Source organism: Vibrio sp. UCD-FRSSP16_30 (assembly GCF_001676025.1).
Lineage (GTDB): Bacteria > Pseudomonadota > Gammaproteobacteria > Enterobacterales > Vibrionaceae > Vibrio.
Genome location: NZ_LZFW01000018.1, coordinates 1 through 12,777 on the forward strand (window position 1 = coordinate 1; position 12,777 = coordinate 12,777).

The 12,777-nt window shown below is 40.4% G+C and carries 11 protein-coding genes, 1 tRNA gene and 1 pseudogene; 2 read left to right on the forward strand and 11 right to left on the reverse strand.

The window, feature by feature from the left end; genetic code table 11:
* The 9 genes and pseudogenes from A9260_RS09360 to A9260_RS09400 all read right to left on the reverse strand — a co-directional run.
* A pseudogene (locus tag A9260_RS09360) lies at window positions 1-763 on the reverse strand (hypothetical protein); the annotation flags it as partial.
* Window positions 764-1,143: 380 nt separating this feature from the next.
* Entirely contained in the window at window positions 1,144-2,244 is a 1,101-nt protein-coding gene (locus A9260_RS09365) for a tyrosine-type recombinase/integrase (protein ID WP_068698366.1), read from the reverse strand.
* 142 nt (window positions 2,245-2,386) lie between these two features.
* A complete protein-coding gene (locus tag A9260_RS16930) occupies window positions 2,387-2,539 on the reverse strand; it encodes a hypothetical protein (RefSeq protein ID WP_156684034.1) in 153 nt (50 codons plus the stop codon).
* 281 nt (window positions 2,540-2,820) lie between these two features.
* The gene (locus A9260_RS09375; protein WP_068698438.1) at window positions 2,821-4,107 is read right to left on the reverse strand and encodes a tyrosine-type recombinase/integrase; all 1,287 of its coding nucleotides are present in this window, start codon (window positions 4,105-4,107) and stop codon (window positions 2,821-2,823) included.
* A 79-nt stretch (window positions 4,108-4,186) separates the two neighbouring features.
* Window positions 4,187-4,277 (reverse strand) — tRNA-Ser (locus A9260_RS09380).
* A 257-nt stretch (window positions 4,278-4,534) separates the two neighbouring features.
* Window positions 4,535-5,749 (reverse strand): type II toxin-antitoxin system HipA family toxin, encoded by a 1,215-nt coding sequence (locus tag A9260_RS09385; RefSeq protein ID WP_156684035.1) that lies wholly within the window; start codon window positions 5,747-5,749, stop codon window positions 4,535-4,537.
* Between the two features lie 5 nt (window positions 5,750-5,754).
* Window positions 5,755-6,009 carry a helix-turn-helix domain-containing protein gene (locus A9260_RS09390; RefSeq protein WP_068698372.1) on the reverse strand — a complete coding sequence of 85 codons (255 nt, stop codon included), beginning with the start codon at window positions 6,007-6,009 and terminating at the stop codon, window positions 5,755-5,757.
* Window positions 6,010-6,451: 442 nt separating this feature from the next.
* On the reverse strand, window positions 6,452-8,251 hold the full coding sequence (locus tag A9260_RS09395) for a DUF3413 domain-containing protein (RefSeq protein ID WP_068698373.1): 1,800 nt from the start codon (window positions 8,249-8,251) through the stop codon (window positions 6,452-6,454).
* Window positions 8,252-8,276: 25 nt separating this feature from the next.
* The gene (locus A9260_RS09400) at window positions 8,277-8,492 is read right to left on the reverse strand and encodes a YejL family protein (RefSeq protein ID WP_068698375.1); all 216 of its coding nucleotides are present in this window, start codon (window positions 8,490-8,492) and stop codon (window positions 8,277-8,279) included.
* 84 nt (window positions 8,493-8,576) lie between these two features.
* On the opposite strand from A9260_RS09400, the gene yejK reads away from it, so the two are divergent.
* Together yejK and asd are read left to right on the forward strand one after the other, a co-directional pair.
* Window positions 8,577-9,578, forward strand: coding sequence for a nucleoid-associated protein YejK (gene yejK / locus A9260_RS09405; protein ID WP_068698377.1), 1,002 nt, complete (start codon window positions 8,577-8,579; stop codon window positions 9,576-9,578).
* A 183-nt stretch (window positions 9,579-9,761) separates the two neighbouring features.
* A complete protein-coding gene (gene asd / locus A9260_RS09410; RefSeq protein WP_068698440.1) occupies window positions 9,762-10,877 on the forward strand; it encodes an aspartate-semialdehyde dehydrogenase in 1,116 nt (371 codons plus the stop codon).
* Window positions 10,878-10,979: 102 nt separating this feature from the next.
* Here the strand turns inward: asd and A9260_RS09415 are convergent, their stop codons facing one another.
* Window positions 10,980-11,867, reverse strand: a complete 888-nt coding sequence (locus A9260_RS09415) for an ion transporter (protein ID WP_068698379.1) — start codon at window positions 11,865-11,867, stop codon at window positions 10,980-10,982.
* Window positions 11,868-12,032: 165 nt separating this feature from the next.
* Window positions 12,033-12,674 carry a YchE family NAAT transporter gene (locus A9260_RS09420; RefSeq protein WP_068698381.1) on the reverse strand — a complete coding sequence of 214 codons (642 nt, stop codon included), beginning with the start codon at window positions 12,672-12,674 and terminating at the stop codon, window positions 12,033-12,035.
* Window positions 12,675-12,777 lie beyond the last annotated feature (103 nt).

Here is a 12,777-nt window from a genome sequence, read left to right on the forward strand (position 1 = left end):
CAAAAGTCTGCGTTATGCTATTTTTTCCATCGATAAAGCAATGTATATGACTGCATAGATCTTCGTGATCGAGTCGCTCATCGCCATGAGTCACTGCTAGCTTAATCGGGTGCTCGGGTAATACACGAGCTAGGAAACCTTTTAACAGTTTGTAGTTGTGTTCAGAGGTGAATGTTTCATTGTTGACTTGCCATTGATTCGGTATTTTAAAAATCACCTCTTGATAGCGCGTGTGCTGACCTGCTCGTTCCGTATCAGTAAGCGCATTGTGAGCGTGGATGTATTTCTTAAGCATATTTAAACGTTGTTTTGCCCGTGTTTTTAAAAACGGCTGTATCACTTCAAGAATACTTTCATCAATTATGTCTTGTTGGGTATAAGTAAGTAGCGACTCTAAGTGTGTCACAAGGCGTAGATTCTGTTGTTTTTGTTCAGAGACTATCGTCTTTTTTATTTTGGCGCGATAGTTGCCAAGTTGAGTTTGTTTTTGTTTTTTATTGATGACGGTGGGGCTAGTAAAGCGCTCGATGAGAGATTCTTTCTGCTCATTGGAAAGGCTTTCTAAAGGTATCATTTTATCATCAATATAAAGGGTATTTTGGTCGAGTAAGTTTTCATTCCACTCAATCGATTTCATCTCATGTTCTTGCAGTCCAGGCAAATGACGCAGAGTATGAGCTAATGAACGCTTTAATGTTGCTTTAGACTTAGCAGTAATGGTGTAGTTCTTTTGCCCAGCAAATATTGGAATTTCTTTTCGCATTATGTGCACCTAAGTGACAAGCGATTAAACTGCTAAGTTTGCCAAGGYTGATATGCATTTTTTCGAAGAAAAAGTGTAATATCAGCATACTTGGTTACGAGAGAGCGTCCTTTTCTACCAAAGTGACATCTTGGCAACTCTCTATAATGGTAAACACTTTTAAGTGATGTTTACTCTCTCGCATCATAGACCTCCATATCTTCARACGACTAGCATTAGAAATCGCTTTGTATCATTTTTGAGTCACGGAGATACCGCAACTCTCATCGGGCGCAAAGCATATTAAATAGACGATACTTTAGTTTACTGAGCCCTTATAAATACATTACGGAGGATTTTCAGAAATCTTTCATTTTTTGTTATCCGCCGTACTGACTACGCTAAACAGCTCGCCCCAATAAACTCGAAATAGAATTTCCTAGTTTTTTAAACCATTGAGGCTTTTGTGTTGAGGCTATATCTAATGTATTTGGCGGTGAAAATTTATGGCTGATTGTGGCCGTAAAACATTGACGAAGCTTGTCTTCTGGTGATATTTCGCTTGTAGGTACCCATTTAGCGTAGTGTCGCTCAATGATCTGTGTCGTACTGTGCCCCAACTCATTGGCTACCCACTTTAGCGATAAGCCGTTTGATATCGCCATAGATGCGAATGTTTTACGACATTGCACAACACCTCGCTTTGCAATGTCATTCTGCTTTAAGAACGGACTAAAAAATGATTGGTCAAAATCTTTTGTGTGCTTATAGTGCTTCCCTGTTTTTTCATTTATGAAAATAGGCGTAAACATACGCTTGATCTTCGTACGATTATCCGCGAGAACCACTTCAATTTCATATGTCTCTAGATCACCAAGGGTCTTAATATAAGCTTGAATCTCAGCGCAAAGTTCTTTGTTGAGCGTCACAACACGTCTAGACATTTCAGTTTTTGGGYATTTGTATTCAAGTAATGGTTTAGACAAGTCAACCAAATAAGTACTCGCTTCAAAATCAAATGACTCAAGGTTAACAACCACACCTTCACACGGACGTAACCCGTTTTGGATCATAAATTTGGTCAACATCTTTCCTCCGATACAATCGGTCTCAGCCAATTCGATTTTTTGAATTTCTGGGAGTGTGAAAGGGACTATTTCTTTAGTCGCTTTTGCCTGAATGACACTTTTAGGGGTGACTGGGTTATTAATCTCATCCATAGGATTAACATTAAAAAGCCCATCAGAGGTTGCTAGCCKAAAAATTTTACGCATAACGGTAAGATAGTTACAGACTGTCTTGTTACTTTTGCCACTTTGTTGCCATAGGGTAATGATAGTTTTGATATCACTGTGTGTGACTTCTTCAAAAATGAATGATGCTAGTGCTTCGTTGATGGTTCTCAAAAAAGACATGTTTGATTTATACGTTGATTCAGCTCCATTTTGCTTATATTCAGCTTCAATAATGTTGGAGTATTTAGTAAGTAGAGTTGTATTCATGATGGCCTTATTATTATTTTTATTGGGTCTCACTTTTTGATTACGGAGGATTTTTGAAAATCTTTCGCATTAATTTCCAACTCTGCATAGAAGTGTTACTGGCTTCACAAAAAAGAAAAGCCCCTTAAAGGGGCTTTGAGCATTAAAGAGGGAGGATGATAAGCCCTTTCATCTGCCTATCTTCAGCAYTTTGAATGGTAAGTTGGTAGCTCACCCCACTTTTTCGTACGTTCAAACATGCCTGATGGCTATCGATACCTTCAATTATGTATCCGTGCTCTGCTAAAGCTTTCATCGCGTACCCCATTGCTTTCTTTGAAAGCTTTTCCTCCGTTTTAGGCTCTGCAATTTCAAGTACCTTGAATATGTCCTGCMGCCAACGTGAAGGGAAAATATCAAGCTGTCTTGGTTCAAGACTCGACTCATTTATTAGGAGCCTTAGTARCTTAACGAGTCGTCTYAGTTCCTGCTCAGACCATCCACAGGCTAAATAATGACTCAGATCTAATTGATGATTACAGGGCTCATCTTGAAGGTAGAGATATAAAGMCCGCACAGCTTCYTGAGTTCGATGTTTCATAACGACACCTCCTGTGGAKAGAGGGAGAATAGAGACACAATACGCAGTCGTTCATTAAGATTCAGGCGCTTACCATAGCGTCCGTAGGTCATGTTGTGATTGGTGTGCCCTACAAGTTCAGCCACTTGCACCTCTTCGATGCTTTGTTGTTTCAGCGTATCAATGAAAGTATGACGTAATCCATATGCYGTGGGTCGAGATCCTGGAAGCATTCCCATAGTGCATTGAATACGTCCAAACTGAGTGCGGTACTGTTTAGACCAATCTTGATTCTTGCCTTTSGCACGAYACTCAAACAACTGAACGGTTTTGCAATCTTTGACATACGCAATAAAGCCCATCTCGATTAAGTCAGGGTGGACGGGGACTTTTCGAATTGCGTGTTTATTTTTAACGTGTTGGTGCTCTCCTGCATCGGTGATGCTGATACAAGGGATAGGCTCGTTATGTCGGRCATCAATAGTTCGTAGTTGGCACGCCTCTGATGGTCTAAGCCCCATATACAATTGAAGAAGTGTTATCCAAAACAAACTCTTTGAGGCATTGTTGAAAGCAGGGTGATGGATCAATGTATGAAGTTCACTCTCTGACCAACGAGAACGTTGATCCGAAGCGTGCTGATTAGATTTGAAAGTATAAAGTAGATTTTGAGTCGGATTGGACGGGATTTTTTCCATCGCAGTTAACCATTTAAAGAATTGCTTAACGGAGGCAAGAAACCCTTTATTTGTTTTAGTACTACGCCCTTCTAAATTTAAACGCTCAATGTATGACATAAATAGAGCGGTATTTAGCGATTGACTTTTTAACTCTAAATAGAATGTAATGAAGTGATGAATGCGTTGTTTTAGTTGATGAATGGACAGTGGAGTAATGTTTTCACTTTCTTTGTAGCTAATGAATTCATCTAACCATTGATTTAAGGGAGGAGCCCCATTGCTTTTTTCTTTTGGGGGCGCTGTTGCCTTGGGTGTTGTAGCCGATAGTGAGCTTGAGTTGAAATCAAGATGATTAGAGAGTGACGACCATGATTCTTCAATGTGCTTTTTAAGCTCAGATTTGAATTGACCAAGATACTCACTACTGAACTCCCTATCTAATGGCATTTTATCTAGGGATTGAACCACAATTGGTGCAGTAGCCAGGTTTCGTCTCAGTGCTGTAGGACGAGATTTAGTACGAAGACTTATCTTAAAGTCGAATGGGAAGCCCAGTTTTACTAGCTTCTTAGGGGTGCAGATTCGGGTGTAATAGACCGAATTGGGATGTTTATAAAGATACAATTGACTCACCTCATTGGATTTGAAGTGACTCCCTAGTTCCTAAACGTAAAAAGCCCCTGATAAATCAGGGGCTTAGATATGGCGGAGAGATAGGGATTTGAACCCTAGAACCGCTATTAACGGTTGCCGGTTTTCAAGACCGGTGCTTTCGACCACTCAGCCATCTCTCCATGGGCGCTATATTATAAAGCTTCAGGTGGCTTGTAAAGCCCTAAGTGGTTCGTTTGATTGGTTTTTAGGCAAAATGACTTATTTTATTGGTATTTGTTCTTTTCTATAGAAAGTCGTTCCGGTTTTATTGTGAAATGGATGTTTTCTATGAGGTTTTTTGTTCGGTCATATAAAAGCTTTAGGTTCATATTCGTTCTGATAAACACAAGATGGTTGAAGCGAAGCTATGATGTTTTTTAAGACAGACAAAAGGGTACTACTCAAACTTAAGTTTTCGGTCATGGCGGTACGACTTGGTTGAGTAGCTACTTTTTAGCGATCTTGATACGTGCTTTTCTATCGAATCCTTTAATCCATCAAAGATCTTAATCTCCGCAGATAGTGTGAGAAAATCAGAGATTAAGTCCCCTAATTCTTCAATGATATCTTTGCGATTCCTGATGTTAAATGTTTTGCTCTCTCCAAGTTTTAACAGGTGATCTCGGTCAGGAAATACTTTGCTGTTGGCCATTTTGAGAGCCATTTTGTTATCAATGGAGTCATAAATGAGTGTATGGGTAATGTCGAATGGGGGAGTAACTCGAATATTCTTCATATTCTTATCGTATTGCAGGGCAAAATTCTTGAGATGCGCATCACCGTTGCCAATTAAGCAATTGAACACAATGTACCGATACATTTTCTCAACTTCGGACATATCATTGGTGTAAAGATGTGTTGCCCTCAATAATGTCTCATAGCTTCCCGTATATTTGGCATCCGGATCATTGGGTTTCTTGAGAAGTGTTGTGAAGTCTTCATACCCTAATTTATTACCGAGTTCATCTGAGTCGAACCGTTCAACAACAAAGGTTTCTAGAGACTCGGAGAGGTAGGTTTTAGGTGGTTCCAGACCGCAAAACTTTGCGGCTTCCATGCAAACGTATTCATTAACTGTGAGTAAGGGAAACTCACTATCGAAGGATTTTACAATTAAATCTTTTTGTTCGAGGGTCCGGTCTATTTTAGCTGGAACGCTTACTTTAGGCTGTACGCCGGCTAATGAATTGCGTAGGTAATATTTTTCTAAGAGCTGAGGGAAAAGTGGTTCTTTGCCCTTGTAGTTCAGGATATCTTGCAGGCCAACTGTTTCGATATTAGGTAATTCAAAATCACCTTTGTAAGACAGCCTCCCAATCCCGTTGTCACCTTGTAGTGCCAGCAGGTACATATCATTAACCTTCGCATACCTTGCTAGTTTTTCTGCAATGAATCGACGGTTAAATCCCTCTGGGAGGTTTTGTGCAAAAATGGGGTGAATTGAACCGGATGAATAACTGTCCAATTCCTTTTTAGTCATGGTCAGTGAGACGTATTGTCCCTCTTGAGTTGGGGTGTATACATGGGTAGAGCCATGTATCAGTAGGCCAAGTTCATCACCTTGTGCTAATACAGACAATTTAGATACTTTTTTGGGTAATTGAATGCTCACTAATCTTAATCCTCTAAGAATAAATCATCTATCTCATTCCAATTGGGCAACGTGTGCTCTTTAGCTACAACATCAAATCGTAAGTCAACGGCATCCAGTAACCTTTCGAAAATATCAAACGAACCAGTGAATCGTCCGTTCTCAATCTCAGATATGGTTGTTTTGTTAATACGAGTTAGCTTAGAGAGTTGAGACTGGGTTAGGTGCCTATCTTTCCGTTGTTGTTTTATCTTTAGTCCTATTTGCTCACGGTTTGCCATAACTTATCCATTCATCTGTTAGCTATATAGCTAACATTGTAGGGTAAAAAGCAAAACATAGCCATATAGCTAACTTTTTATACCAATTACTACAATTGTATAAAAAGTGATGAATAAATTTGAAAGTATAACAGGGGTATTCGTCAGTTTATTAATTCAGTGGATCTGAAGGGCGGGGTTTAATTATGAGTGAAACAGATGGTTATTGCTTAGGAAGAAAAAGAATCTGCTGAGCTCAAGGGTTACGGTTTTGACTAAATCAATATTTAAGCGATTAGATGTAAAAGGCTAGAACGTATTTTTGTTCTAGCCTTTTTGGTCTGATCAGATGTAATGGTTAAGCTAAGCGGTTAGTCGACACTAATAAAGAGCAATACCTTTCGCCGAAGCTCTCTTTTATCAAGATGCTGCAATCAAGGTAGAGACCTACGCAAAACTCTACCTAGTTTTGGTCATAGAAACGTTTAGTTTCTGATAACCCTTGCATAATAATGGATAGCTTTGGTTTTGCTTCACGCTGTCTACGGTAATTTTGGTCATAGACTTTGTAGTTGCCATAGCGATCTAATACGGTCACACCATTGGTAGAGATCAGCGCAAATTCACGAGCATCACCTGCCATTGTCCAGCGACGTTTTTTGGTATCAAATAAGTTTTTACCACTGCTAAAGTCAACTGGGTTTGATGTGACACCTAATAGGTTTTGCATCAAAGTGACGGATAGGTCGAAGTGACTGGTTACATGAGTATATTCATGAGCCGGCTTATTTGGCCAATGAACGACCATTGGAACTTGCAGTTGATAGTTACTGTAATTGCTATTTGCGCCCCAGCTATTGGTTTTGGTTTCGTTAAATTCCCAACCGTGATCAGAGGTGATAACGACAATGGTTTTATCGAGTAGTTGCTGTTGTTTGAGTGTATCGAGTATTTGCTCGATATTACCGTCAACTTTACTACTTGATGTGTTGTAGGCTTTTTTCAGTACCGATTTCGCATTTTTACCGGATATGTCATCAACATGGTCCTCAAAGTATTGCATTTGAGTAAGATGAAGCACGCTAAACCAGTTTTTATTCGCTTCGTTGCTAAGCCACTGCTGCCAGCTTTTAACTGCGCCCCTATCGGATTTGCTGCGAACTTCTATGATGTCATCTTCATGGCCATTAAAGATGATGTCGTCATAGATATTGGCAGAGGCATCGTCGCCACTAAATAGCCCTAAATCGTAGTTACGATATTTTAGTTGCTGAATAAATAGCGGTTCGGTTTCAAAGTGACGAGCACTGGCCGAATAGGTTGCAGGAATACCATAAAATAGGCCAAAGGCTGCGGAATTATCATTTCCAGAGCTAAGATGGTGGCTAAAGTTTTGGTTATCGCTAGCAAACTGAGTCAGCGTTGGCATCGTTTCTGAGTTCATGCTATCGGCACGAAGGTTCTCTGCCATGATGATCAACAAGTTATAGTTTTGGCTTCTGTCATTGTTGATCTTCAGTGTTTCTAGAGGGTAGGTCAGCACATCACTATTGGCATCACCACGCTCTATGCGCTCTTGGTATTCTTCTTTATCAAACCAACCTTGACGCTCTAAGAAGGTCTTAGCAGTCATTGGATAAGAAAGCGGGAAGTTTGCTCTTTGGTTTGTGATTGGATTATAGAAAGTCGCATCTGCCCAAATATAGATCAGATGACTAAAGATAAAGCCGACAAAGAATACCGCCGCAATTGGGCGACCAATGCGTTTGTGAGACAGTTTTCGTTGTTTGCGCCAAACCCACTCAGCTAGAGCAAGTTGCACAAAGAAAATAATAGGAACAAGAACGAATAAGGTTTGCCATTTTGCGTTAATGGCATTTTTATCGTTACTTAACAGCAACTCCCAAACAATAGGGTTAAGGTGCAAATTAAGCTCTTGATAAGCTTGTGTATCCAGTAGTAAAACGGTTAGGCCAATGGTACTTGCTAACACACCAACAATTCTAAACAGTTTAAAGTTTGGAACGATAAAAGTGAGAGGGAATAAGCAAAGTACATATAAACCAAAGACTAAAAAGCCGAAGTGGCCTACCCAAGATGATGCTAGGTACAGTTGACCAAGAAAAGTCTCTGGCCAGGGAGATTCGGCGATGTAACGGGTACCAATCAGCATAGAGATGATGACATTGAAAAAACTGAACCAATGTCCCCAACTAACTAGCCTTGATACTCGTTCTGCGTAGGAGTTGCCGCTATTTACCATGAATAATCGTTCTTGTTATTAAGTGTTAGTCATTAACTGATGCAATTAATGCATCGGCAAAAGTTTTCGCAATGACTTTTCTTTGTCCTTTAGCGACGTTCTGATTAAGAACGTTTGTTGCGATATTGCCAACCAACATCAAGCTGAGTTCTGGAGTAGATTCGTGTCTCTCTAAAACGGTAGCAATTTCAGCTAACATGGTTTCAACTTTTTCGTCACTGTATTTTGATGTAATAGGCATAGTTACTCTGCTAATGATAGTGTAAACGGCTTATGATAACCTACTTAGAATCACAACTGAAATCACAAGAGATAGAAATCTCCTATGAGTTTACAATTATCCAATGTCATTTTGCATCAATTAGTTAAAGATTCCGAACAAGAGTTAGCAATTAACTATCGAGAATCGGCTTTAAATAACGATGCGTCCACTGAAAGTTTAGTCGCGGAATTGCACAGAGTCTTTAATGCCAAGGCAGGTAAAGGGTTTGGGACCTTCTCTGAAGAGAGTGAGTTCAAGCTTTGGTTAGACGAGTCGCTTTCGCAAGATTTAGACTTTTACACTTTCTCACAAAATAGCGCTAAGCGCTTGCTCTCTGAAATCAGTAAATATTCATTTGCTGAGGAAGGTTTTCTGGTACTTGCTCATTATCAGTCTCTGGCAACAGATTACTTATTTATTGCGCTTGTGCCATCTAATGAAAGTTTAAAGGTAACGGAAGGGCTAGAAATTAGTGCGACCGATTACTTAGATATTTCTAAAATGGACATTGCTGCTCGCATCGATTTGTCTACTTACCAAACGGATAGTGAATCAAATCGCTATCTAACGTTTGTTAAAGGACGAGTAGGGCGCAAAGTAGCGGATTTCTTTTTAGACTTTCTTCAAGCAGAAACCGGCCTTGATACTAAGCAGCAAAATTTAGTATTGATGCAAGCGGTCGATGATTTTGTCGCCGATGCTAAGTTTGAAAAAGAAGAAGCCAATACTTATCGCAAACAAGTTGCCGATTACTGTAACGACCAGATAAAAAGTGGCGACGATGTAGAAGTGCGCGAGCTTTCTCAAGAGTTGCCAAAAAGCGATGATGGCACCAGCTTTGTTGAGTTTACTCAAGAGCAAGGCTATCAGCTTGAAGAAAGCTTCCCTGGCGACAAAACTACAGTGCGTAAATTAACTAAGTTTGTCGGTGCTGGTGGCGGCCTCAATATCAGCTTTGATGCGATGTTAATGCAAGAACGAATCTTCTATGATGCGGAAACGGATACCTTAACAATTAAAGGTACTCCGCCTAATCTTCGTGACCAGTTGGTGCGAAAAGGTTAAGTTGCTATTGAATGTATTAAAGACGTAACCCGCAAAGGTTACGTTTTTTTTACACTTAACACATAAAACTCTTGTCATTCGCGTCAACTTTTTTAACTATGACAGAGAACAATAAATTTTGATTAAGCATTAATAATGATTTTTAGATGCTTAATCCTCTCAAATTACATGGAGTGATAGATGATGCGAGTAGGTTTAGTCGGCTGGCGCGGTATGGTTGGCTCAGTTTTAATGCAACGCATGGTAGAAGAACGCGATTTTGATTTGATCGAGCCAGTATTTTACAGCACCTCTCAAGTAGGTATTCCTGCCCCTGTTTATGCAGGTAAAGAAGCAGGTATGTTGCAGGATGCTTTTGATATTGAAAGCTTAAAACAGCTTGATGCGATTGTAACTTGTCAAGGTGGTAGCTACACCGAGAAAGTTTACCCAGCATTAAAACAAGCAGGTTGGAAAGGGTACTGGATTGATGCAGCGTCTACGCTACGCATGGATAAAGACTCTATCATTACTCTTGATCCTGTAAACTTATCGCAAATTCAGCAAGGCATTCATTCTGGTACATCTACTTTTGTTGGCGGTAACTGCACAGTTAGCTTGATGCTTATGGCGCTTGGTGGTCTTTATGAAAAAGGGCTGGTTGAGTGGATGAGTGCAATGACTTATCAGGCAGCATCGGGTGCGGGCGCTAAAAACATGCGTGAACTTATTTCGCAAATGGGTGTTGTGCAGCAGTCTGTTGCGACAGAGCTTGCCGACCCTGCATCATCTATTTTAGATATTGATCGTAAAGTGGCTGAAACGATTCGCTCTGATGCATTCCCGACCGATCAGTTTGGCGCGCCACTGGCAGGCTCTTTGATTCCTTGGATTGATGTCAAACGTGATAACGGCCAAAGCAAAGAAGAGTGGAAAGCCGGCGTAGAAGCGAACAAGATCTTAGGTCTGGATGGCAACCCGATTGCTATTGATGGCACTTGTGTGCGTATTGGCGCGATGCGCTGTCACGCGCAAGCGTTAACCATCAAGCTAAAACAGAATGTCCCTATGGATGAGATTGAAGAGATTATCGGTACACATAATGATTGGGTGAAAGTGATTCCAAACGAGCGTGATATTACCGCTCAAGAACTGACTCCTGCAAAAGTCACTGGCACCATGTCTGTACCAGTAGGACGCTTGCGTAAAATGGCAATGGGCGATGACTTCCTCAATGCCTTTACGGTTGGTGATCAGCTATTGTGGGGCGCAGCAGAGCCGCTACGTCGTACATTAAGAATCATCCTAGAATCAAAGTAATTCATTTAACTTAAAGCGTTGAATGAATAGATCTTAAAAAGCGCCGATTGGCGCTTTTTTTATGTCTGTTGTATAGCAAGTTATTCAGCCCAAGATAAAAGTTTAATCATAATCGCTGGTGGCATTGGTAATTTTTACTACACGCTCTTCATGTGCCGGAAGCTCACTACCACAATGCTTGCAATGAAAAGCATCGGGTTCATGGTCGTTTTTCATGCAATTTGGGCACATTACTAAATTACGATGGTCTTGGTAGACTTTCTTTTGTTGCTTTACCTCTTGGCTGATTTCTGCGGTGATGATTCCGGTAGGCACAGCAAGAATGGAATAACCCAGAAGCATGGTTAAAGAGGCTATGGCGCGACCTAAGGTGGTGACAGGGGAAATATCACCATAGCCTACGGTTGTAATGGTGACTATCGCCCAGTAAATACTGGTTGGAATGCTAGTAAACCCATTTTCTGGGCCTTCAATGATATACAGTAAAGCACCAAAGATGGTGACTAAGATGGCAACCATACTAAAGAATATGAAAATCTTACGGCGAGAGTTCCATAGCGAGCGCATGATGACATTAGAATCTTGGATATATTGCACAAGCTTGAGTATTCGAAAGATTCGCATAATGCGTAACAGACGTACTACGCCTAAAAAGTGGGCGTTCGGAATCAGCAGTGCAAGATAAAACGGCAAGATAGCCACTAAATCAACAAAGCCGTAGAAGCTTTTTGCGTAGGCCCAAGGTTTAGGGGAGCAATAGAGGCGTAGCAGATATTCAATCGTGAATAATGCAGTAAAAAACACCTCTAGATAGTTGAGATGCATTGACCATTTATCACTCACTGACTCAACAGAGCCCATAATTAGAACCAATAGCGAGCTGAGAATCGACAGAATTAAAGCGATATCAAATCCGCGCCCTAAAGGGGTGTCTGTCCTAAATATGATGACATAAAGTTTGTGCTTTAATCTTTGCTCGCTAGGTTGCATATCCGTTCAACTTAAATCAGTAATAACAATAGGATAGCACGTAGTTTTCAATTGATTTGGAAAATGAAAAACAAGATATTAGAAAGCTTAAACAAAAAAAGCACCGTTTAGCTTGATGGCTACGGTGCTTTTTTGTTTGATAAATTTGTATGAAATTGTAACGGCTTAGACCATTAACCCTGGAAATAATGCACCAATTCCACCGGCAATAAATTCGATTCCAAGTGAGCCAAGAACCAAACCCATAATACGAGTAATCACGTTAATTCCGGTTTGCCCTAGAAAACGTACGATGAAGGGAGCAGAACGAAATAATACCCAACAACAAAAAGCGAACACTAAAACAGTAATCGTAACCGCCAGATAATCCATTGGACCGGTATGGTTTGAACCAAATACGATGGTTGAACTGATTGCACCAGGTCCAGCCATTAGAGGCATTGCTAACGGCACAACACCGACTTGTTGCTTACTGACACTCTCTGCTTTTTCTTGCTTATTTTGTTTTTGTTCACCTAGTTGCCCATTCATCATTGAAAACGCAATACTGACCAAAAGTAACCCGCCCGCAATACGAAATGAATCCAAAGAAATACTGAAGGCATCAAGCAGTATCTGACCTGCAAATAAAGACACTATTAATATTACTGCGACGGCAATATTGGCTGTAGAGGCTGTTTTTATGCGTTCTTCAGGCGATAAGTGACTGGTTAAGGTAACAAAAACCGGCATGATACCGACCGGGTTTACGATGGCGAATAAGCCTACAAAGAACTGTAAATAAACAGTGATATCGATACTTTGCATTGAGTGCCTTTAATAAAAAAATAGGTGTAAAAAAATGTGTCGCTACTTTAATCAAGGATAGGGTATTAAGCCAGTAAAAGTTCTAATCTCACACCTGAAATAA

Bases quoted from the DNA above. Each gene is read 5' to 3' on its own strand.
- A9260_RS09390 (WP_068698372.1), bottom strand. From the start codon at position 6,009: ATGGCAAACCGTGAGCAAATAGGACTAAAGATAAAACAACAACGGAAA.
- A9260_RS09395 (WP_068698373.1), bottom strand. From the start codon at position 8,251: ATGGTAAATAGCGGCAACTCCTACGCAGAACGAGTATCAAGGCTAGTT.
- A9260_RS09400 (WP_068698375.1), bottom strand. From the start codon at position 8,492: ATGCCTATTACATCAAAATACAGTGACGAAAAAGTTGAAACCATGTTA.
- yejK (WP_068698377.1), top strand. From the start codon at position 8,577: ATGAGTTTACAATTATCCAATGTCATTTTGCATCAATTAGTTAAAGAT.
- asd (WP_068698440.1), top strand. From the start codon at position 9,762: ATGCGAGTAGGTTTAGTCGGCTGGCGCGGTATGGTTGGCTCAGTTTTA.
- A9260_RS09415 (WP_068698379.1), bottom strand. From the start codon at position 11,867: ATGCAACCTAGCGAGCAAAGATTAAAGCACAAACTTTATGTCATCATA.
- A9260_RS09420 (WP_068698381.1), bottom strand. From the start codon at position 12,674: ATGCAAAGTATCGATATCACTGTTTATTTACAGTTCTTTGTAGGCTTA.